Here is a 24,852-nt window from a genome sequence, read left to right as displayed (position 1 = left end):
CGGTTGGGCAAACCGGAAATAATTTGTGCGGATGAGGAACGACAGTCTCTCCGGAATTATCTTTGGTAAAGATGGCGGCCATGATCGACTTATTGTCTCAACGAATTTGAGCAAGGATTGTCTGGCGAGGACAAAATTAGCCGGTGGCCGCCTGGCCGGGAATAGAGTTGTTTTTCAAGACGGGCGGATCAGGCCCATTGTATTATTCCGTAGCGTACGGGCAGTTGGTCAGCGGTTGCGCCCTCCACCAGGCCCCATGCCTCCGCCCGGTCCCATGCCACTGCCAGGACCCATGCCACTGCCAGGCCCCATGCCTCCGCCTCTGGTCGGTGGTTCATCGGGAAGAGTAATGCCGCGTTCCTTGGCGAGAGTCTTCATCCGTTCGTGATGTTCCCTGCGGATTTGTTCGCGTTCCTCCACCGTTTTTGCGGTGCGCATCCGCGAGCGATATTCTTCCCGCTCTTGCGGCGTCATCATTTGACTGCCGTATATCTGCTCTTGGGTTTGGATTTGTTTTTGTTGTTGCGTGCGTTCTTGCTCGGCCGCTACTCCCATTCCAAAAGAAAGCGCCAAAGTGGTGGTTGCTACTGTTAGGATCACCGTTTTTTTCAGCATATTGCCTCCTGTGCGTTTGGGTCACGGAAAAGGCCAAAACCCATTGCCTTATCAGAGGTAATGGGGAAAGGCCGCGTTATTGTAAAGCTCTTCCTATTTCCACGATTTTCCGTTGCAAATACTTCCTAGCATATTCTCTATTATCAGCATGGATAATTCTCGTGATGATGTCAATCAGGAAAAAATATGCCGCCCACGGGGGTGTTTGCAGCCCTGAAAACTTATTTTGCCAGAAGCGGATCGACTCTCAATCTGGTAAAGTGAAAAAATGGAAAAACAATCTGCACGGAACATGGAACTGCTTGCTCCGGCCGGTACCATCGAGGCCTTTGAGGCGGCGGTGGAGAGCGGGGCCGATGCGATCTATATCGGGGCGCCGGCCTTTAATGCCAGAGCCTTGGCCCGGCATTTCTCCCTGGCCGAGGTGGCGGCCATGATCGACCATGCCCACAAGAATCGGGTCAAGGTCTATCTGGCCATGAACAGCCTGATGAAGGAGGGGGAGATCGGTAAGGCGGTTGAGGAGTTGGCAGCCCTTGAAGCGCTCAAGGCCGACGCCCTTATTATCCAGGATCTCGGGATCTCCTATCTGGCCCGTAAATTCTTCCCCGGGCTGCGTCTGCATGCCAGCACCCTCATGGGTGCGCACAACTCCCTCAATGTCCGGCAGTTTGCCGAGATGGGTTTTCAGCGGGTGGTTCTCGCCCGGGAGATGACTCTGAGCGAGATCGGCAAGATCCATAATGCATGCCCGGTGGAGCTTGAGGTCTTTGTGCACGGGGCGCTGTGTTTCGCCTATTCCGGCCTGTGTCTGTTCAGCAGCTATCTCGGTGGAAAAAGCGGGCTACGCGGTCGTTGCGTCCAGCCCTGCCGCCGCCGTTACACCTGGGGCAGCAAGGGCCGTGGCCCGGGGGCTCCGGCCGGCTACCTCTTTTCCATGAACGATCTGGCCGGGCTTGAGCTCATTCCCCAGCTGCGGCAGGCCGGGGTCAGCTCGCTCAAGATTGAAGGTCGGATGCGCAGCCCCCAGTACGTGGCCTCGGTGGTCAAGGCTTATCGGCTGGCCCTTGATAACCCGGCAACCCCGGCGGTGCTGGCCGAGGCGAAAGAACTGCTGGAGCAGGCCATGGGCCGCAAAGCCTCGTTCGGCTATTTCAAAAAGGCCCAACCGGCGGATATCATCGCCCCGCAGCATTCGGGCAATATCGGCCTCTTTCTGGGCAAGATCGAGAAGGTTACGGCCAATCGGGCCCAGATGACCCTGAAAGAGCCCCTTCGGACTGGCGACCGGCTGCGGATCCACCAGGAAGGCTCCGGCGATCGCCAGGGGTTTACCCTCAAGGGGCTTTGGCAGGGGAAGGTCCCTCTGGATACGGCCAAGGCGGGCAGCAAGGTGCAGCTGGATCTGCCGCCGGGTGCCAAATGGGGCGACAGCCTCTACAAGGTGGACTTGGGCGAGCGCCGTCAGCAGGCGGCCAAGAAGGGTATCCAGCCCGGGTTGTTCAGCAAGAAAGTGGCCAAGCTGGTTGATCCGCGCAAGCTTGCCCAGATCGCTCATTTTCTGGGCAAGCCGGTCAACAGGCCCGCCGTGGGCAAGGGACGGGAGGAGCGGCCCGTCCGCGGCCAGGTTCAGAACCCTGGCCAGGTCCAGGGTCGCCGGGGCGTGCCCCAGGTGCAGTTGCCTCTGGAATGGTGGCTCAAAATCGATGATTTTGAATCGCTCAAGGTGCAGATGCCCACCCCGCCGTCGCGGCTGGTCATTACCTTGTCCCGCCAGACTTTCAGCCAATACTCCCGCCAGCAGAAACGGTTGACTCCCTATCGCCGCCGTCTGGTTTGGGCTTTGCCGCCGGTGATTCTCGAAGATGACCTCTCCTTTTACCGGGAGGCCATTGAGCATCTGCGCCGCAGCGGCTACAACGCCTGGCAGATCGGGCACATCGGCCAACGGTTGCTTTTTGCCCAGGCTCATCAGGAGGTCCCGGGAGAGCCTGGGGGCGGCACCCACCCGCCGGGTCGTAAAAAAGGGCGGGGCATACAGGCTTCGTCCGAGAGGCTGTTGCTTTTTGGCGACTATACCCTGAATGTCTTGAACAGCATGAGCGTGCAGGCCTTGGCCGGACTGGGGCTGGGCAATGTCCAGCTGGCCATTGAAACGGATCGCCAGAACCTCTTCGATCTTCTCGGCCATAAAAACACCTTGCCGGTGGGCATGACCATCTACGGCTTGCCCCCGCTCTTCACCGCCCGGCTGGCCTCCTCTTTTTTCAAATACGATCAGCCCCTGATCAGTCCCAAGGGCGAGGTGATCGTGCTCAAGCAGTGTTGGGGGCAGACCGTGGCCGTGGCCGCTGAGCCGTTTTCCCTGTTGCCGCACAGTGTGGAGCTCGCCGCCCGGGGGGTCGCCTTTGGAGTGGTTGATCTCTCCCACATGCGGCCGCGGCCGGACGAGCTGGTCGGGGTTTTCCGGCAGTCCGGTCAGCCAGGCCGGGGTGGGCACAGGCTCAGGACCTTCAACTATACCGGGACCCTCTTATGAACCGGGCGCTCTCCCCGCTGAGCCTCTTTTGGGTCCTGCTGGTCACCGCCACCCTTTTCTTGCCGCCCGATAGAGCCGTTTCCGCGCCATCCCCGGACGAACAGGAGGCCCGTGCCATTCTGCTGGAGATCGACGATCTCTGGCGTGCCACCAGCTCGCAGGGCACGGTGCGCATGCAGGTGAAAACCGCCAATTATACTCGGACTATGCGCATGGAGATCTGGTCCAAGGGCAAGGAGAAATCCCTGGTCCGCATTGTTTCCCCGCTCAAGGAAAAGGATACGGCCAGCCTGAAAACCGGCAACACCATGTACACCTATCTGCCCAAGACCGATCGCACCATCCGCCTCACCTCCGGTATGATGATGAGTTCCTGGATGGGCAGCCATTTCACCAACGACGATCTGGTTAAGGAATCGCGGCTGGCCGATGATTATGAGCCTGGCATCACTTTTCGGGGGAAAAGGGACGGGAGGGAGATCATTGAATTCACCCTGCGCCCCCACCCGGATGCCGCCGTGGTTTGGGGGAGGATTGTCATGACCGTGACCGCCCAGGACCATCTGCCGCTCTTTGCCTCCTATTATGACGAGGACAACGTCTTGGCCCGCACCATCCTTTTCAGCGAGGTCAAAACCATGGGGGGCAGGCTCCTGCCTGCCGTGCTCAAGGTCGTACCGACGGACAAGCCCGGGGAATACACCGAGCTGGTCTATGAAACCCTGCGTTTTGATCTTGACCTGCCGGAGTCGCTGTTTTCCCTTTTAGAATTACGGCGCCGCTGACAGGCTCTCTCTGTTCCGGTAGAGGTGAAACGTGCAGATTGTTTTTTTTGCCTTGAGAAATTTCAACCGTTCCCGGGCCAGAACCTGGATCACCGTGGGGGCCATGGCCTTTGCCTGCGCGATCATGATCTTCTATGCCAGCCTCTTGGAAGGCTGGCTTGCTGCCATGGAAAAAAATGCGGTGAGCATGGATCTTGGTGAATTCCAGATCCATGCCCATACTTTTCGCGACGACCCGGATCTCTATAAACGCATCACCGGGGAAGAGAGCGTGCTTGCCCGGCTGGAAGCGGCGGGATTTGCCGCGACCCCGCGTCTGTATGCAAGCGGCTTGGCGGCGGCTGGTAATAGCTCCAGCGGCATAGAACTGCGGGGGATGGATCTGGTCCGGGAGCGGCTGGTCACCTCCCTTGATCAGCATGTCTGGCAGGGGCAATGGCTTGCCGAAGAGGACCACTCCGGAGTGGTGCTTGGCCGCAGACTGGCCCGGATCCTCAATCTTACGGTGGGAGACGAGGTGGTGGTGGTGGCGCAGGGTGCGGACGGCTCCACGGCCAACGAACTTTTCCGGGTGCGGGGCATCCTGAAATCGGTGGGCGAGGGAGTGGACCGCACCGGTTTTTTTATGACTGCGGCCACCTTCCGCCGGCTGATGATTGTGCCCAACGGGGTGCATGCCATCGTGGTCAAGCGGCAACAAGCCACCGAGGATCTGGTTCAGGCCACTGCCCGCCTTGCCCAACTACTGCCCGGTTATGAGGTCCGCAACTGGCATCAGCTGCAGCCGGTATTGGCCCGGCTTTTCGAGATGAGCAAGATCTCCCTGGTGATCATGCTGCTCATCACCTATGCCGCCGTGGGCATCCTGACCCTCAACGCCCTCTTGATGAGTGTCTTTGAACGGATCCCCGAGTTCGGGGTGATGAAGGCCTTGGGCCTTTCTCCCTGGGGGCTGTTCGCCATGATCGTGGTGGAGAGCATGCTTCAGGTTACGGTGGCGGTATGTTTGGCCTTGGGTGCCGGGTTGCCCCTCTCCATGTATTTCAGCCGCCATCCCCTCGATTTTTCCCGCTTTGTCCAATCCTCTTCCACCATTGCCGGAATCGCCTTTGATGCGAAATGGTACTGTGCGGTAACCGCCAACAGCGTGTTGCTGCCCATCCTCTTTTTGTATCTGGTGGCGGGGCTGGCCATCCTCTATCCCGCGCTCAAGGCAGCGATGCTCAAGCCGCTGGCCGCTATCTATCATCGCTAAAGGAGCATCGATGCAGCTTACGACCATGGCCTGGCGAACTTTGATGCGCAACAAGCGGCGAACCGTGATCACCGCTTTTTCCGTGGGCTTTGGTGTCTTGCTCTCCGTGACCTTTACCGCCTCGGGCGACTATGCTTATACCAACATGATCAATACCAGCGCGGTCATGGGGCTTGGGCATTTGAGCGTGGAGCATCGGGAGTACCGGGATACTCCGACCTTGGATAAGCGCTTGCACGATGCGGTCACCGTCCAGCAGAAAGCGTTGCGCATCCCTGGGGTCACCGCTGCGCAGATTCGCATCATGGGGCAAGCCATGTTTGCCAGCGGCGCCAAGAGCGTGGGCGGCTCCTTCATCGCCATGGATGCGGCCCAGGAAACCCCGGTCCATAATATCTTTCTCCGGACCCTTGTGGAGGGAGAGTGCTTTCAACCCGGTGATGCGCATGGCGTGGTGGTCGGGGTGAAAATGGCAGAAAAGCTCAATCTGCGGTTGGGCAAGAAGCTGATCTTTACCATGACGGATAAGGATGGGGAGTTGGTCAGCGAGCTCGGCCGGGTGCGCGGGATGTTTAAAACCGGGGACGATGCGGTGGATGGAGCGGTGGTTCTTTTGCCTCTTGCTTTAGTGCGTAAGGGGCTTGGCTATGAGCCCAGGGCCGCTTCCCTGGTGGCAATCTTTCTTGAAGATCACCGGGCGGCGAAAACCATCCAGGGGAAGCTTGCAAGGTGGTGGTCGCTGAGGCCGGATATTTCCGTGCTCAGCTGGCAGGAGAGTCAGGCTGATCTCGCCGGTCTTATTGCCGTGGATCGGTTGTTCAATTATTTGCTCCAGTTTCTCGTTGGCCTGATCATTGCCGCTGGGATCATGAATACCCTGCTGATGAGTGTCATGGAAAGGCGGCGGGAATTCGGGATCATGATGGCGCTGGGGATGATGCCGAGCCAAGTTGTGCGGTTGGTGCTGCTGGAGTCCTGCTGGCTCGGGCTTTTGGGGCTGGCTTTGGGGGTAGCGATTACCACGCCCTGGTTTCTCTATATGGCCCGAATCGGCCTTGATTTTAGTGGTCAGATAGGGACGGATTACAGTGCCGGTGGGGTTTTGGTGGATCCGGTGATGAAATTCCGCCTCTATAGAGAAAGCGCCGGCTGGATAGCGGTTGCGGTGTTTTCCTTAACCCTGGTGGCCGGAATTTATCCGGCTTTTAAGGCGGGCAGGATGACGCCGGTGGAGAATCTGAAGCAGGGCTAGGTTTTGAATCTTGAACAAAAGGCAACTCATGAACAACACGCCGCTTGTCCAACTTGAAGATGTCAGTAGGATTTATCAGCAGGGCAAGGTCCAGGTCGCTGCAGTGACGGAATTTTCCCTCCAGGTCCAGGCCGGAGAATTCAGCGTGCTTTGCGGACCGTCCGGTTCCGGGAAAACAACGATCCTCAATCTCATCGGTGCACTGGATGAACCTTCCCTGGGCAGGGTGGTGCTGGAGGGGCGTGATCTGGCCCAGCTGCGACGCAGCGACTTGGCCAGGCTGCGGCGCGACCGCATCGGTTTTGTGTTCCAGTCCTACAACCTGAATCCGGTGCTGACCGCCTGCGAAAATGCCGAGTTTGTCCTGGCCCTGCAGAATATTCCCTTTGCAGAGCGGCGGCAGCGGGTCATGGCCGTGCTGGGTGAGGTGGGCATGGCCGAGCTGGCCGAGCGCAGGCCCGATGAGCTTTCCGGCGGTCAGCAGCAGCGGATTGCCATTGCCCGCGCCATTGTCTCCCGCCCGGCCATCGTTTTGGCGGATGAGCCCACCGCCAATGTGGATTCGGCCACAGCGGATGCGATCCTCGATCTCATGGCGCGTCTCAACCGGGAACAGGGGATAACCTTTCTTTTTTCCACCCATGACCAGCGGGTCATGGATCGGGCCAGGCGGCTGATCCATCTCAAGGATGGCAGGCTGGAACACGATGAGGTGCGTGGGTGAGGAGGGGAGTTTGCTTCTGTTCCGCGTTTTTCTTGTCCGCAGGGTTTCTTTTTCCCGCCCAGGGCCAAGCGTTTAGCGAATGGCAGTCCGATGAGGCCTCGTTGAGTCTGCGGGGTTTTACCGGGGTGGATGGGGGGTACAGCCGTAATCCGCAGGTAACGGATTATTGTGACAGCCGGGAGGATCTGCTCTGGAACCTGGATCAGCGGCTCTTGGCCACGGCGAAGTATCGGGAGCATTCGCGTTTTGATCTCAATTTGTTGCAAAATATCCGTGCCACGCCCAATGCCTCCCTCGGCTCCAGACCACTCGGAACAGAGCGCAGCGGGCTGTTATCCTGGCAGCAGCATGACAGCGGTAACTCCGAGGCGAGCTTGCGTGTGGACACCGCAGCCCTCCATTATACCCAGGAGAACACCGAGTGGAGCATTGGCAGGCAACCGGTGAACCTGGCCACCACCATGTATTTCAGTCCCAATGATTTTTTTGCTCCCTTTGCGGCGCAAACCTTTTATCGAACCTACAAGCCAGGGGTGGACAGCGGCCGGGTCGAGGTGCGGCTGGGAAACCTTGCCCAATTGACTCTGGTTGGGGTGCTTGGCTATTCGCCCGAGGGCACGGGGGAGACAGAGTGGCGGCACCGCCCCGACTGGAGCCGGAATTCACTTGTGGCCAGGCTTGCCGTCAACCGCAACGATTGGGAATGGGGGGTTCTCGGCGGCTCGGTGCGCGAGCATCGGATAAGCGGGGGCTCTCTGCAGGGGGAGCTTTTCGACTGGCTGGGGATCCGGGCGGAGGGCCATTACGCGGCGCCGGAACAAGAGGGGGGGGCCGGCGGGAGCGAGGCAAGCGTCGGGTTTGAGCATCGTTTTGCCAGCAGCCTTGAGTTGCGGCTGGAGCAATTCCACCATGGTCAGGGCTATGGCTCCAGCGAGGGGCTGAATCAAGCCCTGGCGGCCAATACTCTCCGGGAGGGGTACACGGGGCGGGACTACACCGCGTTGGGGGCAAGCTATGAGTTCTCCCCCCTACTCACTGGGCAGGCCCTGGTTCTTGCCAACTGGAGCGATCATTCCCAGCTGCTGAGCCTCAACGGGGTTTATTCCCTTTCCGATGAGGCGGAGCTGGCGGTGACCTTTTCTCTCCCCAGGGGGCAGGAGCCGGAGGGCACTTCCATCGGCTCCGAATTCGGCCTTGTCCCCACCACCGTGACGTGCTCGCTTCGTTTTTATTATTGAAAGGCGGAGAATGAAACCGGGAGGGGTTGGCTGCAGACCCTGTCCGGCCACCAGAGAGATCGCGGTCTCTCGGCAGGATCCGAGCACGAACACAGCAAGGGATAGTGTGCGGCCGGACCGGCCGCATCGTTTTCAGGCTCAGGAAAATCCCGATTTCGTGGAGCAGCCCGAGAGCGCCCCGGAGGGAATGGAGCTTGAGCCCGAGGATATGCGAAAGCTGGAGGCGGAGATGGTTTTTTTCACAACCTTGCTGCCGCATTTGGGGCAGACAACTTCCGGGGCTGCTTCCGTGGAGGTGACAATGGTCTCGAACAGTCCCTTGCAGTCCTGGCAGCGGTATTCATAGATGGGCATGGCGTTCTCCTTGGAAATGGGTGGTATTTTCGCATTCCATGTATGAATAGAATTTAAGTCTTTTCTTAACCTTTGTCCAGGGGAAAATGTGAGGCCGGGGAGTCTGGCCTGCCATGGGGCAGTCAGGGCCTAAGTTGTTTTTTTCGCGGAAGGTTATAATGGATACGAAGGTTCTCTCTCCTGAAAACCAGGGTGGAGAGCAGGGTTCCGAGCGCAACCAACCCGAGGATGATGGCGAGACGCTGCCAGGGAAGCCCTTGGGATTGTCGGAACATGGCAAGCCGGACTGCGGTTGCGAGCCATTCGGCTGTGCCTGCGCCGAGCAACCCTTGCAGCAGCCAGACCGCAGGCGGCCGGCGGATACAGAGCAGGCCAAGGGAAAGCAGCGCGCCGCTGGCAAGCAGCAGATGTCCCCCCCGGTAGAAATGGGTGGAAAGCAGCACCATGCTGAAGATCACAGGTAAGAGTCTGAACACAAACATGGTTGTCCTCGTTTTTTAGAGTAATCCCGTCCCCAGAGCCAAGGCAAGCAAGAGAAGCAATACGCCCACCAGGGTCTGCACCGAGTGCAGGGTCATCTTTTTCAGAAAACGCGAGGCAGAGAAGGTGCCCACAAAGGCGGCGAGGGTGCCCGCCGCTACCAGGCCCAAAAGACCCTCTCTCTGCATCAGCGTAAAGTCCCGGACGAAAAAAGTCGTGCCATACACCAGCATCCGGCTGAGGTCTACGACAATGGCGGAGAGGATCATGGTGCCGATGAGGCTCTCCTTGCTCAGTCCGGCCCGGAGCAGAAAGGCGGTGCGCAATGCGCCCTGGTGCCCGGATAATCCCCCGAAGAAACCGGAAATAATCCCGCCGAGGGGAATGAGGGGTGGCGGGAAAGAGAGTCTTTTGAGGCCCGGCCACAACTCGGCCAGGGAAAAGCCCAGGATCAGTATGCCGATGGATGATTTGAGCCAGGTGATGGTGAAGAGGCGGCTCCCCAGGGTATAGTGCATGATGGGCTCCATGCCGCTGAGCCGGTTGAGGAGCAGCGCGCCGACTATGGCTGCAAGAGCAGCGGGCAGGGCGAACCGGGCAACGATTCCGGGATCCGCCTGTCTGCCGAACAGGGTGGCCTTGAAGAGATTGTTGGCCAGATGCACCATGGCCGTAGCGGCAACCGCCACCTCCACCGGGAAAAATAGGGCAAATACCGGCATCAGAAGGGTTCCCAGGCCGAAGCCGGAGAAGAGGGTCAGGGTGGAGACGACAAGGGCGGCGAGGCAGATGATCAGATAGCTCATGGGTTTCTGAAACTCTTCCTCCGCTGCACCGCCATGTTGGTTCGCCTAAAAAAAGCCCAGGGCAGGAAATCTCCCGCCCTGGGCTGTAGGTGTTTTAGCGGGTGCGGGTGGAGTTCATGGTTGGAAATCCTGGCTCAGACTGCCTGGGCTTGGCTCTCTGTCTCGCTATCCAGGTGGATGGTGCTGATCAGCTCACGCGGTATGCGGCTGCGGATCTTTTTTACCGTGGAAAGAATGGTATGGGCCGGATACTCTTCCCGGATCTCTTCGCTCTTGTCCTTGTAGGAGGTGAGGATAAACTTTTTGTTTTTGATATCGAACTTGTGGGTCCAGTTGATTTCGATGGTCTCGGGATTCTCTTCGATCTGCACCGGGAGCTTTTCTCCATCCTGGGCCACCTGGATGGCGTCCATGTCCGTGACCTCGAGAAGCCAGGCATCACCACCGGTGGTGGAAAAAAGAACAAAAACTCCCAGAGCCAGAACCGCTGCTTTTTTGGCCGCCGCGCTTCCCTGGATTTTTTCCACTTCATTTTTTACTGAAGGGATGGCGGGTTTGGCTGGTGCCGTTACGCGGAGACCCAGGCAGCATTTCTTGAATTTTTTGCCGCTGCCGCAGAAACACAGATCATTTCTTCCTATCGTGGCCATATGAACGCTCTTTCTTGAGGGTGTGGTTTCATCTCTGTATCAAACTGTGCCAATATGCCATGACCGGTGTGGTTTGTAAAGCCGAGGTTGCATCTTCTCGGGTGTCCGAACCGACCCATTTTCAGTTTGCCGGAGCCGAGTCCATCCGGACCATTTTTTCCTGGTCGCAATAATACTGGACCAATTGGGAGAAGACATCGTCGCGCCCGGTGTAGATTTTGGTGTTGCTGTTGAGGATCTGCACCAGGGCCTCGCCGTAGTCGTCCACGCCGATGATATTGTCGGAAATGAGGGTGTTGCCGCATTTTCCGGTGAGCAGGGTGTCCATGTACCGGTTGACGTTGGCCCAATACACCTGGTTGTTGCGGAAATGGGTATCCTCGCGTTTTGCCTTGTCGATGTTTTTGTCCATCATTTCCTGCAGTTCCTGCTGGAAAAGGTGGTTGTAAATGCGGCCGGCAATCTTAGCCGGGGCGTTGCCGGAGGTGCCCACGCTTTTGAAGCCGCCGGTATTGGTGGTCACGGAAATAAGCATGGTGAGGGTCCGGTCCTTGTGGGTCTGCCGGTCACGGTACGGGTTGAAATGGCTGATGAAGAGTGCGGATTTGTTCATCGGCGCGGTGCCGGTCTTGCCGGAAACCAGATTCTTGTGATGTTTGAATTCCGTTTTCATGGCCGAGCCGGTGCCGCGATTGCACACCTCGTACAGGGCGTTCATCTCAGCTTCCCGTTCCTTCTTGGAGTCGAAAAGCGGGATCTTGGCGTACTGTTCGTCCTGGTCCCGGTCATAAATAGTTTTGCCGTTTATCTGGATCCGCCGGACAAAAGAGGGGTCGCGGTACTGACCGTCTAAAAAGGCGTTGTAGATGCCAAGCCATTGTTGTACCGAAACCGCTGAGGAGCCAATGCCGAAAGGCCAGTATTTGGCGTCTTCCTTGCTGTAGTCGAGGCCGACCTGGTCAAAGCCCTGGAGCATGGCGTTACGGAGCAGCGGGTTGGTGTAGAGCCTGGCGAAGATGGTGTTGACGGAAATTACCTGTGCTTCCAGCAGGTTGTATTCGTGGCCCATGGGCCGGTTGGCGTCGTAATTGTACCAGTTGCGGGGCAACCAGGTCTGTCTGCCGGTGCTGGCCACATACTTGTACTCAATGGGTTTGTCGGCAAAGCGGTCGCTCATCTTGGCATTGTTGGCCACCATGGCGTAGTAGGCAATGATCGGCTTCATGGTGGAAGAGGGGGTGATCTTTGCCTTGGTGTTCATGATGTCGATGATCACGGCTTTTTGATTGCTGCTCTTGCCTGCGCTGGTGCCTGCCGCGGTTTCGCTGGGATCCGGCGCCTCGTCCTCCTCTTCGTCCTTTTCGTCGTTTCGGGTTTGCAAAAATTCCTTGCCGCCGACATAGGCGACGATCTCACCCTTCTGGTTGACGGCAAGGAGGCCAACATTGATATTGTGTTGCAGGTATTCGAGAAAGCTGTTGAAGTCGGTGTAGGGCGGGGTAAGGCCACGGGAGGTGTAACGCTCTTTGTCACGCAGCCAGGTCCCTTGGTTGCTGGAGGCAAGAATCTCTTTGAAATAGCTGCTTTCGAGGAACTCGCCGATGATCACCTTCATCTTTTCGACCAGGGCCAGATCCGTGCCGGTCTCGATGGAAACGGCCCCCTTTTCGTCAAGCAGGAGCTGGGTGCCGGAGATCTCCCGGCCATTGAGGGTATAGGTTCGGGAAGAGACCTCCTTGATCACGTTCCAGGAGGTCCATTCTTCTTCCCCATACAGCGGGGAGCGGAAATCGCGAAAACCGATGCGGCGGATGGATTCTTCGTCGGTCAGCAGCCAACTGCGGTACTGATCGTCGGCGATCTCCTTGCGTTTCCAGAGGTGGGTGAGCGCGAGGTTGATCTTGTTGATCGCGCTTCTGGCATGTCCCTGCAGGGCAGGGGAGAGATCGCTGAAATTTTTGCCGTTGACGATTTCATAGAAAGCGATCTGGCGGTTGTGGTTGGGGATGAAGGAGCCGATGGTCACCAGCTGCTGCATGTTGAGGGTGGCCAGGTCCTTCTTGAAATAGTTGGTGGCTGCGGCGGGGAAACCGTAGATGTTGGCGCCAACCGGTACGGTGTTGATGTAAAAATTGAGGTTTTTTTCCTTGCCGAATTTGGCCACCATCATGTAGGCGATGATGATCTCTTCCAGCTTGTTGGCGATGGTCCTTTTTTCGTTGCCCAGGATCTTCTTGGCGTTCTGCATGACAATGGTACTGGCGCCGCGGGGATCGCCCTGGAGGGTGTCTTTCACCGCGCCGACCAGATTGAGCCAGCTGACGCCGGGGTGGATCAAAAAGAGATTCTCGTACCAGGTGTTGCCGGGGTGGGGGAGGAAATAATGATCTTCGCAGGCCAGTAACGCCTTCTGGGCGGCGGCGGGGATCTGCTGGGTCACTTTCCGCTTGCCGTAGGACTTGATGATGGCGCCCCGGCTGTCCTTGATATCGGCGGAGTGGGCATAGGTTTCCAGATCGTCGGGCAACCGTTCGATGGGCGCCGTGTCGTAAACGGAGCGGGCAATGAGCACTTCGATGATATGCTGGGTCGGACCGGGGATGTAATTGAGAATGAAGAGCGCCAGGGCGAGCAGGGAGCCCCATTTCATAAAACGCGGGATCCAGTAAGCCCCCCAGAAAAGGAAACGGTTGAACGGGTTCTGCCAGGGGTAGGTATGGCTGCCGCGATTGTCGTCATCCCGCATTTCCAGGTATTGGCGGTAGCGGCCGCTCAGGCTTTTGCTTTTTTTGATCTTGCGGATGATGGATTTTTCATCAAGCCCCTTTTTGACATCCTTATCCGAGAAAATATGACGGTAGGCCTTGTATTTTATGGCCTGTTCCCTGGGGTCGAAGATCTTCTGCTTCCCCTGGTCGTCGCTCTTGTTTTCTGTTTGCGGAGATTCTGGTTGCTTTGGTTTATCCACGGAACGTTATCGCCTCGGATTCTGCTTCAGGGGAAGTGCCCTGTCCATAGTGGCTGTCAATGATTACAGGGACAACAAAAAAATGAAAAGAACCGCAGTGCATGGTGCGGTCCTTGGGGGGAATTATTCCTTGGCACAACCAACATTCTGTTACCCCCCCGAGTAAAGTGGTATATTACCCTATCTGATTTTTTTTTACAGCAAAGCTCTTGCCGGTGTCGAAATAGATGAAGTATTTTTTTGTTATGGTCGATGATGCATGTAGCAATTGGTGCTGCCTCTGTCCGGCAAGTTTGGTTTTTCGCTGGGCTGGGGGTGTGGTCTTACGTTCTGTTGAGGATGCTGGATGATTTTTTACTGCGATAAATGCAGATATTCCGTAGAGGTTGAAAACCGCCATGCCGGCAAGGCAGTACCCTGCCCGAAATGCAGACATACGGTGATCGTCGGCAAAAAAAATTCTGCTCCCGCAAATGATCCCAATCGGGCGATCTTTTCCTGCAACAAGTGCGGGTTTCAAAAAATGGTGTCGTCTTCCTTTGCCGGGAAAAAGGCGCCCTGCCCCAAGTGCCATTCAGAAAAAACTCTTGTTCGGGTTCCCGGGCAAGGTGGGGGCGTTCGGACGGTTTTATCGAGACTCGGCCTGGCGCTTGCCGCCTTGATATCCTTTGCTCTGGTGGGGGGTGGTGGGTATTTATTGTTGGACAATATGGGAAGTGTGGTGGGCTGGTTCTCTTCTGCCCCGGTCTCTGTCTCTGGGGTCAGACCAGGAGAAAAGCCCGCGGCTACGGTGGCGGCAACCACTCCCGATACACCCCGCTTTGCAGGCAAGGATTTTCATGGGGCGAATCTCGCAGGTAAAAACTTGCGGGGGCTTAATTTTCAGAATGCCAATTTTGAAGGAGCAAACCTCAGTGAGGCCGATCTGCGCGGGGTGAATTTTAGCCAGGCAAATCTGCTCAATGCGGATTTGCGCCAGGCGGACCTCCAGGGGGCTATCCTTGTCGGGGCTAGACTTCAGAAGGCCGATCTGTCCCGAGCCAGGCTAGGGGGGGCAAACTTGGCCGATGGTGATCTTAGCAGGAGCAATCTCCGGGGAGCTGATCTTCAGGAGACGATACTGACCGGTGCCCTTCTGCTGGAAACGGATTGCAGCGAATGCGACGCGCGGGGTGCCGATTTTTCCGGGGCGACTTTTACTAAAACGAAACTAGCCTCGGCGAACCTCAGTGAGGCAAAACTGGGGAATAGTAACCTGACCACCGCCTTTCTTCAAGGGGCGAATCTCACCGGGGCAATACTGAATGAGGTGGATCTCCGGCGCACCAATCTGCGGGGTATTGCTTTGGCCAAGGCGAATTTGAGCCGGGCGAATCTTGATGGTGCTGAGCTGGGCGGGGCGAACCTGGAAGAGGCGAATCTTTCCGAGGCGAGCCTGGCCGGAACAAACCTGGTTGGGGCCAAATTGAATGAGGCTCTCCTGCGCAAGGCCAACCTTAATGGTGCGGTACTCACCGGTGTTAGCGCTGAAAAAGCCAGCTTCCGGGAGGGCAATCTCACCAAGGCAAACTTGGCTGGGGGAGAGTTTGGAGGCGCGAATTTCCAGCAGGCGAATCTCACCGAGGCCAACTGTGAAAAAGCCAAGATGGGGCGGGTTGATTTGACTGGGGCGAATCTCACCGGGGCCCGATTGTCCGGGGTTGATTTTGGCGTCCGTACGCTCATGGTCAACAGCAACCTTACCAATGCCGATCTGCGCAAGGCAAGGCTGAACACCGTCGATTTAACCGGGGCGAATTTGAACAACGCCAGTCTGCAGGGGGCGGATCTTACCAAAGCGAAATTGAGTCATGCCTATCTGAACAGGGCTGATCTGAGCAATGCCGAACTGGCCAACGCCAATTTCAGCAATGCCGACTTGAAGGGGGCGAACCTTTCAGGGATCAATCTGGCGGCGGCTAAACATTTCGATCTCAAGAACCTGCGTGAAACCGTGTTGAGCGATGCGAAGTTGGTCAGCCTCGATCTGCGCAATGCCAATCTTATCGATGCCAATCTGAGCAATGCGGATCTTGCCAACGTGGATCTGGCCAACGCCGATCTGACCAATGCCGTGCTCACCGGAGCCAATCTCCGGGATGGCGATCTTCGCTGGGCAGACCTTACCGACGCCGACCTCTCCCATGCAATTCTGGTCAATGCCAACCTCAATGATGCCGATCTGAACAGGACCAACCTGGAGGGTGCGGATCTGACCAAGGCCTCCTTGCAGAATGTGAAAAATATCAAGCGGGCCAAGAAGATCAATACGGCGAAAGGGTTCAAAGCCCCTGGCCCGGAAAGCAGTCTGGGGTCGATGAGTGCTTCGCGCGGAGCGAAGCAAGCTGCGGCCGGAGACGGGGCTAAGGATTCGGCCGCGGTGACAGGCTCGGACCGCCCCGTGAAGATCTGGGCTTTGCAGGTTGAGAGTGCGGGTTTGGTGCAGCAGCCGTTTCAGCAGGTTTCCGAACTCAGCGCCGCCTATGAAAACATCCGCGATATCGAACTGAATATGAAAAAAATTCAGATGTTTGCCGGCGGGGCGAACAATATTCCCGGAAAGGTCGGGGCCACCCTGGGCGCGCTCTATTCGGTGAATTTCCTGCCGGCGGATCAGACGTTGCCCCTGGTGATCCAATGGTACGGGCCGGACGGAAAGCTGGTCCGCACCTCAAAGCAGCAGGTCAGGTACATGCAGCGTCTGGTTGAGGCGCTTACCCTCACGAGAATGATGCCACTTTACGGAACCTGGAGGGTGCAGTTTTTTTACCAGAACCGGAAGATCGGAGAGCAGCACTTTGAAGTCAGGAATGGCAAGCAGTTGGAAGTCAGTCTTCCCAAACAAGGCGCCATGTTATAGGCATCAAGCCCCTTTGCGCCCATGGTCATTGCAACCTAATAGTCACTATCTTGTGGTTGTTTCCCCCGTTTTGTCTGCAGTGTTATTCTTTTTTGCCGAGGGCCTGCTGGATGGTTTCGGCCATGGTGTTGATGGTCACCGGCTTCCAGAGGATCGCGCTGATTCCTTGGGCTTGGGCTTGCTCCTTGCTGGTTGCCTCGCTGTATCCTGTGGCCAGGACCACCGGGAGATCGGGGCGGATGGCCAGACATTCTTTGGTCAGCTCCAGGCCGGTGAGACCGGGCATCATCTGATCGGTGAGCAGGAGATCAAAGGCCAGGGGATCTTTTTTGAATAGATCCAGTGCGTCTTGACTGTTGTTGAGGGCGGTTACGGTGTGTCCGAGTTTCTTGAGGATGCTCGTCCCAAGCCTGATCAGCATTTCCTCGTCGTCCACCAGCAGAATTCTGGCCTGGCGGGAGGTGGCTCCTGTTTCCCCCCAGCCGGTCAGGGCAGCGGCAAAATCTGTTTCCACCCGGGGGAAATATATGTCAAAGGTTGTTCCCTCGTTGATAGCGCTCTTCACCGAGATGACGCCTTCGTGGTTCTCCACGATTCCATGCACGGTTGCCAGGCCCAGTCCTGTTCCTTCTCCTTGTTTTTTTGTGGTGAAATAGGGGTCGAATACCCGATCCAGGGTATTTTCGTCTATGCCGTGTCCGGTATCCGAAACCGTCAGCCGCACATAGTTTCCCGGCTTGAGTCCTGTCGGCGTGTCGAGCGTCTCCCTGCTGATTACGGCATTTTGCAGTCTGACGACCAAGAGCCCCCCCTGCTGTTGCATGGCGTGGTATGCATTGGTGCAGAGATTCATTACTATCTGATGTATCTGGGTGACATCGGCCATAATTGTTCCGCAATCACCATCGATTTCCTGACGGATGTCGATGGTGGAGGGGATAGTGCCGCGGATCAGTTTGAGGGCCTCTTTGACCACCGAGTGGATCTGCAGCGGCTGTTTCTTGAACTCCGCCCTTCGGCTGAAGGTCAGGATCTGCCGGATTAGATCCCCGGCTCTGCGACTGGCGCCGATGATCTCGGCAAGATTGTGGGCGAGCTCACTGTCGGGAACGGCTTCGAATTTTGACAGTTCCGCATAGCCGAGAATGGCGGTGAGGATATTGTTGAAATCATGGGCGATGCCTCCGGCCAGGGTGCCGATGGCCTCCATCTTCTGACTCTGCAGCAGCTGGTCGGCAAGTCGTTTCTGGTCGGTAATATCCCGGATTACCTCCACTGCGGCAATGATTGTCCCCTTGCCGTCGCGAACCGGGCTTACTCCCATCTCAAAGAAGAGATTTCCCTGGTCGTTGGTTTCATTCATTTCAAACCAGTGGGGCGCACCGTCTTTAATGCAGGCCATCAGCCCGCAGTTCGTGCAGGGGGTCTCTCTCCCGTGGTAGGCAACATAGCAAAGTTGGCCCGCGCAATCGCCATACCGTTTACTGAGAACGGCATTCTGGAAGAGTATCCTGAAGTCTCGGTCATGTACGGAGAGGCCATCGCTCATGGCAGCAAATACCGCTTCCAGGGTGTTTTTTTCCTTGGTTAGGTTTTCTTCGGCAAGCTCCTGGCGGAGAATAGTCTGCTGCAGTTTGGCATTGGTCTCGGTCAATTCTGAGGTGCGCTCACCAACGATTTTTTCCAGGCTCTCCCGGTATTGCTCAAGCTCATATTCCGCCGCTTTGCGGGCGGAGATATCACGCAGAATGGCACCAAGGTAAGGGGGACTGTTTTCCTGCTCAATGGCAAAGCAGCTTATTTCCGCGGGAAGATGGCTTCCGTCCTTTCTCACCAGAAGCGTTTCCTGGGGAGAAACATTTTTTCTCGCAAGAATTCTGTTCCAGAGGCCGCTGAGGGCAGAACGGTATTTGGGATGAATGATTTCGGTGATTGATCTGCCCTGGAGTTCTTCCGCCTTGATCTCAAGGAGTCGGGTCAGGGCTGAGTTGACGAAGATTGTTTTTCCCAGGCCGTCGCTCAGGATAATGAGATCCCCGGTATTTTCCGAGATCATCTGGAAGCGGATTTCACTTTCCCAGAGAGCCATCTCCGTTTGGCGCAGTTGCGTGATATCCGGGAGAAAGGCAAGGATGGCTGGTCTCCCTCCCCATTCGATGACCCCGGCATTGATCTGTAGCCATTTTGCCTCACCATTGACGTCTATCACCCGGAACTGATAGATGTTTGGCACGTCCTTGCCCTGCATTCTGAGTAAGGAGCGGTGCATGACCATTTCTCGGTCTTCCGGATGGATAAAGGCGTGGAAAGGCTGGGAGAGATACGCTTCTGGGGAATAACCGGTTATGGCAAGGGCTGTGCGGTTGAAAAATTTAATCCGGCCGTCCTGGATAACGAGAACGGCCTCGTTGGCATCTTCCACCAACCGCTGAAAGCGAGTCCCTGTGTGGAGCGCAGTGATGTCCTCCCGTGAAACGATAACGTGGCGGATTTGCCCCTCCGCGTCACAAACCGGTGTGCACAGTGTCCGCAAGCGCATGATGTTCCACGGCTTGCTTGTTAAAGTGTTTGGGTAGCTTCGGTCGGGGGCCGCGCAGGCTGTTCTTTTCGTAATTGCGTTCAAAAAAGCGGTACGGTCGTCCTCGTGGGCGGCCTTGATGCAATGATCATTGTCCGCGTCTTTGGGAAAGGTCGGCAGGTTGCGGGCGGCAGCATTGGCCATGAGCAGGGTGCCGTCCGGAAGATAGATTTCCAGCGGCGAGGGAATACACTCCAGCAGTTCGAGGAACGGTGCTGATTCGCCGGGGAGGAATCTGTTGCTGGTGGAGGGAGGAAGGTTCATCGCATTTCGTTGTCTCAACCATGGCTGTTGTGCAATAGGAGCGAGAACTTGAAGAAATGTGTAACTGACCTGCTTACTATTCTATATGAGCAAGGGGCGTTGCGTGAAGTTTTTTTTGTTGGGCAGTAAAGGTGAAATTTCTCAACAGGGGGGAGAGAATGATTTTTGGCTATGGAGCGCAGAAGGGGCGCGGGGCATATAAAAAGAGGCGCAGCCAATTGGCCGCGCCTCCCAGGGGTACAGATTGTATCGAACCGCTCTAGATTTCTTCGGAAAGTGCCATGACCATGGCGCCCTTGGCCGTGGTGTTGAGAGGGTCATCGGCAATCCTGACCTCGGAGATCTCGATGGGGAGATTGAACTCCTTCAGCGCTTTCTCGAAGTGTTCCTTGAAGCCGTTGGGCAGGGCGGTGCCGCCTGCCAGCACGATGGGGATGGGCTTGGCGATCTTTGGAATCTTGTCGGAAGAGTGCAGCACATCCTGCAGGCTGTGGAGCAGGGTGTGGATCAAGTCGTCGTAGTAGATGTGCAGAGCGGTCTCGATCCGGTTCTTCGCGGGTCTGGCTAGACGGAAGGTGCTTTCCTTGATGGTTTTGACCTTGGTGGCCGGTTCGCCTACCGAGACGCCGACCATCTGATCGATGTAATCGCCGCCCTTCTGGATGCTGTAGGTGATAACCGGTACGGAGAGATAGGCCAGGCAGATGTTGCACATCCCGCCGCCCATGCTGATGCCGATGCCGGTGAAGTTGTCTTCCGCCAGCTCGGCCATGACCGTGGCCAGACCCTCGTTGATGGAGATCGGGTTGTAGCCCAGGGTGGCCAGGTACATCTTGATGATCGATTCGTGGTAAACCACGGACTGGCCGCTGTCAACCGGGGTGCCCGGCATACTGAAGCAGATGACCTCGCCGGGGTTTTTCGGCCGCTTGATCAGGGTGCCGATGATGGCCTGGAGCACATTGATCCCTTCGTCCTCACGGGCAGAAAGCAACCCCTTCTCCATGGTGCGACGGGTGTTGGTGTTGAACATGTTGGCAAAGTTCTCGGCCGAATAGCCGAGGATGTAAAACATGTCTCCCTTTTCAAAAAAGGTCACCTCGTTGTCCACCAGGATTTTCTTGGTGAATTTTGAATAGGGGATGGTGAAGAATGCATTGAGCTGTTTGATGGTGTGGATGTTCTTGCCCTTGTTCTGGGCCATGACGATATGGCTGGTGCCGATATCGAGGCCTACCGGGCCCTTGGGGCGCTCGGCATCCTCGCCGGTCTCCTTTTCGCGGGAGACTACGGTCTTCTGCGATGCTTCAATGGCATTATCAATGTTTCCCATTTCTTCCGTCATCCTTATGCTCCTCCTTGTCCTCTATTCCCCGCCTGAGAGCGGTGTGACTGCCCCGTAGCCTGCCGCTTGCGCGTCGCCGATGTATTTTCTGCCTGTTGTTGCGTTCTTTCCTGCAGTTTCACAGGAAAATTGTTATTATTGTACTTTCGGAATTGTAAAAATTCTACTTTATTTTCGACTGGTTCGGCATTCTTCTTGAAGAAATTTTAAAATTTTTTCTTTCACCTCGCAAATAAGGGGCTTAACCGGAGGCAACTTCTCCGCTAAGCCTCCTGGGAATTGAAGCAACGCACGCATGGAACAGGAAAGAAATTTGCACTATCCACCGGAGTTGCCCATCGTGGCGCACCGGGAGGAAATCATCCAGGCTATCCGCACCAGTCAGGTGGTCGTTGTTGCCGGCGACACCGGCTCAGGCAAGACCACGCAGTTGCCCAAGATGTGTCTGGAGGCAGGGCGCGGCAAGCGGAAAAGGATCGGCTGCACCCAGCCCCGGCGGATCGCGGCCATCACGGTGGCCGAGCGGGTTGGCGAAGAACTCGGTGGTGATGGTGATCTGGTCGGGTACAAGATTCGCTTTAAGGATCAGACCAATCGCAATACCCGGCTCAAGTTCATGACCGATGGCATCCTGCTGGCCGAGGCCCATCATGACCGTAATCTTTCCGCCTACGATACGATCATCATCGACGAGGCCCACGAGCGGAGCCTCAATATAGATTTTCTCCTCGGCTTGCTCAAGCAGCTCCTTGTCCGTCGTCCGGATCTTACCCTCCTGATTACCTCGGCCACCATCGACACGGCGCGCTTTGCCAAGCATTTCGGCAACGCCCCGGTGATCGAGGTGTCGGGACGAACCTTTCCGGTTGAGGTGCGCTACCAGCCTCTGGATTCGGCCAAGGAGGAGGAAGGGGAGCAGAGTTATGTGGATCAGGCGGTAGCGGCGGTATGCGCTCTCCACCAGCAGGAGGGGTCGGGGGATATCCTGGTCTTCATGCCGGCGGAGCGGGATATCCTGGAAACCGTGGAAGCGCTGCAAGCCCGGCTGGGCAGGGGGCACGGCCAAGGTGGCCCCGTGGTCCTGCCCCTGTTCGGCAGGCTCTCGCCCGGAGACCAGAAAAAGATCTTTCAGCCGGTAAAAGGCCAGAAGATTGTGGTGGCGACCAATGTGGCCGAAACCTCCATCACGGTGCCGGGTATCCGCTATGTGGTCGATACCGGTCTGGCCCGCTTGGCCAGCTACAATGTCCGGGCCCGAACCAGCAAGCTCCCCATCGTTTCGGTTTCCCGGGCAAGCTGCGATCAGCGTAAGGGCCGCTGCGGCAGGGTGGGGCCTGGGGTCTGCGTCCGCCTCTATTCCGAGGAGGATTACCTGAACCGGCCCGAATATACTCTCCCTGAGATTCTGCGCACCAATCTGGCCGAGGTTATCCTGAGGATGATCAGTCTGAAGCTTGGCGATCCGGCGCGCTTCCCCTTTCTCGATCCGCCTACGGGGCGGGCCATTCAGGATGGGTATGGACTGCTCACCGAGCTTGGCGCCCTGGACCGCAAGCGCCATCTCACCGGGCACGGCAGACTCATGGCGCGGCTCCCTCTGGATCCGAGGATCTCCCGGATGATTATCGAGGCCCGTGAGCACAATGCTCTGCGGGAGGTGACGGTTATCGCCGCGGGCTTGAGCATTCAGGATCCGCGGGTTCGCCCGCTGGATAAGGAGGCATTGGCGGACGCAGCCCATGCCCGGTTCGTCAAGACCCCCTCGGATTTCCTCTTTTTTCTCGCCCTCTGGGATGGGTACCATGCCACCTTTGATAAACTGCAGAGCCTCTCCCGAATGCGCAAATTCTGTGTGAGCCATTATCTTTCCTTCCTGCGGATGCGGGAATGGCGCGATATCCACGAGCAGATCTGCCAGGTGCTGGCCGAGGAGCCTGGCTTTACCCTGAACACGCAACCCGCCGCACCCGACGCCATCCATCAGGCGATCTTGAGCGGCAACCTCAGAAATATCGCGGTGAAGAAGGAGAAGAATCTCTATCAGACCGGGGGAGGCAGGGAGGTTATGATCTTTCCCGGCTCCACTCAGTACGGCAAGACCGGCGACTGGCTCATGGCCGCCGAGATGGTTGAGACCTCGCGTCTCTATGCCCGGACCGTGGCCGAAATCAAGCCGGAGTGGATCGAACCCCTGGCCGGGGAGCTTTGCCGCTCTTCCTATTCCGAACCCCATTGGGAAAAGGGGCGGGGCCAGGTGGTTGCCTTTGCCAAGATCAGCCTGTTCGGGTTGGTTATTGTGGAAAGGCGCAAGGTCAATTATGGCTTGATCAAGCCCGAGGAGAGTCGGCAGATTTTTATCCAGTCTGCCCTGATTGAGGGGGAGCTGAAGGGAGAATATCCCTTTCTCGCAGCAAACACGGCGCTGGTGGCACAGCTGCAGGACCTGGAAGACCGGTTGCGCCAGCGCAGCATCATGGTGGACGATCAGGATCTTATTCGCTTCTACGATGAACGCCTCGGCCCGGAGGTGCGTGACCAGCGCAGCCTGAACCAGTGGCTGAAAAATCCCGGCGCCCAAGCGCTTCTTACCATGACCGCCGATGATATCCGGAGGCAGCTGCCCGAGGCCGCGGCCCTGGAACCGTTTCCGCTTTCCCTGGAGACGGAGGCGGGTGGGCTGGAGTTGTCATACCGCTTTGCCCCCGGGGAGGAGGACGATGGAGTGACCGCAAGGATTCCCCTCAATCTGGCGCAACATCTGCGGGCCGAGCTGTTTGAATGGCTGGTGCCTGGCTTGCTTGCCGAAAAGGTGATGTTTCTGCTCAAGGGGCTTCCCAAGAGTCTGCGCAAACAGCTGGTGCCCATTCCCCAGACCGCCGCGGAGATTGTTCGAGATCTGCCCTTTGGCCGTGGTTCGTTGTACCGAGCCATGGAACAGGTGATCGCTGATTCCTTCAAACTGCGGATTGCCGCGCGGGATTGGCCTCTGGCCGATCTGCCGCCGCATCTCAGGTTCCGTTTCTCTCTGCTCGATGGGCAGGGCAATGTTGTCAGTGTGACCAGGGATTTCACTGCCTTGAAAAGCGGGGCCATGGGGCAGACGGAGGTCTTTAGTCCAGGGAATCTGGCGGCCCTGAAAGAGCAGTGGGAACAAAAACATATTACTCCGGCCCAGTTCGGGCAAACGCCTCCTTCCCTGCCTGTGCCCGGTGGGGATGGCTCCCTGCAGGGCTATGTCTATCCCGGCCTCAGTTACGATGCACAGGAGGGCGTGGGCCAACGTCTTTTTCTCAAGGAAAACGAGGCGCGGCAGAACACCAGGGAGGCGCTGTTCCGCTTGTATGCCAATGGGTTTGCGACCCAAATCAAATCCCTGCGCAAGGAGCTTGCCATCCCTCGTTCTCACTGGGCTTTGTACGAAGGATTGGCCAGCCATGAGCAGATCAACCAAGATATCTGGGATTTTGTTTTTTTTACCGTGTTTGACATCCGCGACGGCCTGCCGCCCACAGCCGAACAATTTGGTGCCAAGATCGAAGAAGTGCGGCACCAGGGGCTGATTTTGCTCTGTCGGGAGATCTTTGCCGCTGTTCTTCTGGTCTTACAGGAACGGCGCACTACCCTCGACGCCATTGCCCGGCTTTCCGGGAAGGGAACAGGGACAGCCCGGGATACGGCGCGGTTTGACGAGTTTCGTCGCCAGGTGACGCAGATTGTCCCTGCTGATTTTTTGCAGAAGACGCTTCCGCCGCGCCTTGCGGCCATGTGCCGGTATCTGAAAGCCCTGCGGATCCGGCTTGAGCGGGCGCAGGTCTCCCCAAGCAAGGATGCGCTCAAGGCGCAGCAGGTGGCGATTCATGAAGAGCGTTATGCCCGGGCGGCCAGCAGCCAGGATCTCTCCGGTACCCTGGGGGAGCGGCTGCGGGAATACCAGGAGATGATCGAGGAGTTCAAGGTCTCGCTCTTTGCCCAGGAGTTGGGCACAGCCTTGCCGGTTTCCGCCAAGCGGCTGGACAAGAAATGGCAGGAGGTTGACCAACTCTGTTCATGATCGAACACTACCTACTTTTCTGTATTTTCCCGGAGAAGGAATTTTTAAA

At 57.1% G+C, this 24,852-nt stretch carries 17 protein-coding genes; 8 read left to right on the top strand and 9 right to left on the bottom strand.

Annotation, left to right across the window (positions count from 1 at the left end; translation table 11 throughout):
• Positions 1–228: 228 nt before the first annotated feature.
• The gene (locus tag OLX77_RS12090; RefSeq protein ID WP_307633864.1) at positions 229–615 is read right to left on the bottom strand and encodes a hypothetical protein; all 387 of its coding nucleotides are present in this window, start codon (positions 613–615) and stop codon (positions 229–231) included.
• Between the two features lie 268 nt (positions 616–883).
• Between OLX77_RS12090 and OLX77_RS12085 the strand changes: the two genes are divergently transcribed.
• From OLX77_RS12085 to OLX77_RS12060, 6 genes are read left to right on the top strand one after another with little or no spacing between them, the layout of a single operon-like run.
• Positions 884–3,154, top strand: coding sequence for a peptidase U32 family protein (locus tag OLX77_RS12085; protein WP_307633863.1), 2,271 nt, complete (start codon positions 884–886; stop codon positions 3,152–3,154).
• Positions 3,151–3,939, top strand: a complete 789-nt coding sequence (locus OLX77_RS12080; RefSeq protein WP_307633862.1) for an outer membrane lipoprotein-sorting protein — start codon at positions 3,151–3,153, stop codon at positions 3,937–3,939. Before OLX77_RS12085 ends, OLX77_RS12080 begins: the two co-directional genes overlap by 4 nt.
• 31 nt (positions 3,940–3,970) lie before the next feature.
• On the top strand, positions 3,971–5,194 hold the full coding sequence (locus tag OLX77_RS12075; protein ID WP_307633861.1) for an ABC transporter permease: 1,224 nt from the start codon (positions 3,971–3,973) through the stop codon (positions 5,192–5,194).
• A gap of 10 nt (positions 5,195–5,204) precedes the next feature.
• Positions 5,205–6,446: an ABC transporter permease gene (locus OLX77_RS12070; protein ID WP_307633860.1), complete on the top strand. Its 1,242-nt coding sequence runs from the start codon at positions 5,205–5,207 to the stop codon at positions 6,444–6,446.
• A 28-nt stretch (positions 6,447–6,474) separates the two neighbouring features.
• The gene (locus tag OLX77_RS12065; protein WP_307633859.1) at positions 6,475–7,170 is read left to right on the top strand and encodes an ABC transporter ATP-binding protein; all 696 of its coding nucleotides are present in this window, start codon (positions 6,475–6,477) and stop codon (positions 7,168–7,170) included.
• Between the two features lie 32 nt (positions 7,171–7,202).
• On the top strand, positions 7,203–8,408 hold the full coding sequence (locus OLX77_RS12060; RefSeq protein ID WP_307633858.1) for a hypothetical protein: 1,206 nt from the start codon (positions 7,203–7,205) through the stop codon (positions 8,406–8,408).
• Between the two features lie 138 nt (positions 8,409–8,546).
• Here OLX77_RS12060 and OLX77_RS12055 read toward each other — a convergent pair whose 3' ends face one another.
• From OLX77_RS12055 to OLX77_RS12030, 6 genes are all read right to left on the bottom strand, one after another.
• Positions 8,547–8,762, bottom strand: coding sequence for an FmdB family zinc ribbon protein (locus OLX77_RS12055; protein WP_307633857.1), 216 nt, complete (start codon positions 8,760–8,762; stop codon positions 8,547–8,549).
• A gap of 122 nt (positions 8,763–8,884) precedes the next feature.
• Positions 8,885–9,244, bottom strand: coding sequence for a hypothetical protein (locus tag OLX77_RS12050; protein WP_307633856.1), 360 nt, complete (start codon positions 9,242–9,244; stop codon positions 8,885–8,887).
• A gap of 15 nt (positions 9,245–9,259) precedes the next feature.
• A complete protein-coding gene (locus tag OLX77_RS12045; RefSeq protein ID WP_307633855.1) occupies positions 9,260–10,048 on the bottom strand; it encodes a sulfite exporter TauE/SafE family protein in 789 nt (262 codons plus the stop codon).
• A 134-nt stretch (positions 10,049–10,182) separates the two neighbouring features.
• On the bottom strand, positions 10,183–10,698 hold the full coding sequence (locus tag OLX77_RS12040; RefSeq protein ID WP_307633854.1) for a YecA family protein: 516 nt from the start codon (positions 10,696–10,698) through the stop codon (positions 10,183–10,185).
• 121 nt (positions 10,699–10,819) lie between these two features.
• The gene (locus tag OLX77_RS12035; protein ID WP_307633853.1) at positions 10,820–13,666 is read right to left on the bottom strand and encodes a transglycosylase domain-containing protein; all 2,847 of its coding nucleotides are present in this window, start codon (positions 13,664–13,666) and stop codon (positions 10,820–10,822) included.
• Between the two features lie 175 nt (positions 13,667–13,841).
• Positions 13,842–14,240: a hypothetical protein gene (locus tag OLX77_RS12030; RefSeq protein ID WP_307633852.1), complete on the bottom strand. Its 399-nt coding sequence runs from the start codon at positions 14,238–14,240 to the stop codon at positions 13,842–13,844.
• Between the two features lie 135 nt (positions 14,241–14,375).
• Between OLX77_RS12030 and OLX77_RS12025 the strand changes: the two genes are divergently transcribed.
• The gene (locus OLX77_RS12025) at positions 14,376–16,565 is read left to right on the top strand and encodes a pentapeptide repeat-containing protein (protein ID WP_307633851.1); all 2,190 of its coding nucleotides are present in this window, start codon (positions 14,376–14,378) and stop codon (positions 16,563–16,565) included.
• A gap of 82 nt (positions 16,566–16,647) precedes the next feature.
• Here OLX77_RS12025 and OLX77_RS12020 read toward each other — a convergent pair whose 3' ends face one another.
• Together OLX77_RS12020 and OLX77_RS12015 are read right to left on the bottom strand one after the other, a co-directional pair.
• Entirely contained in the window at positions 16,648–19,407 is a 2,760-nt protein-coding gene (locus OLX77_RS12020; protein WP_307633850.1) for a PAS domain-containing hybrid sensor histidine kinase/response regulator, read from the bottom strand.
• Positions 19,408–19,666: 259 nt separating this feature from the next.
• Positions 19,667–20,752 (bottom strand): disk-shape morphogenesis protein volactin, encoded by a 1,086-nt coding sequence (locus OLX77_RS12015; protein WP_307633849.1) that lies wholly within the window; start codon positions 20,750–20,752, stop codon positions 19,667–19,669.
• Between the two features lie 295 nt (positions 20,753–21,047).
• Between OLX77_RS12015 and hrpA the strand changes: the two genes are divergently transcribed.
• On the top strand, positions 21,048–24,803 hold the full coding sequence (hrpA, locus tag OLX77_RS12010; RefSeq protein WP_307633848.1) for an ATP-dependent RNA helicase HrpA: 3,756 nt from the start codon (positions 21,048–21,050) through the stop codon (positions 24,801–24,803).
• The last annotated feature ends 49 nt before the right edge of the window (positions 24,804–24,852 follow it).

Origin of the sequence: Thiovibrio frasassiensis, assembly GCF_029607905.1 — a bacterium.
GTDB lineage: Bacteria > Desulfobacterota > Desulfobulbia > Desulfobulbales > Desulfurivibrionaceae > Thiovibrio > Thiovibrio frasassiensis.
The sequence above is the reverse complement of the archived record's forward strand: the minus strand, read 5'-3'. Positions and strand labels throughout refer to the sequence as shown.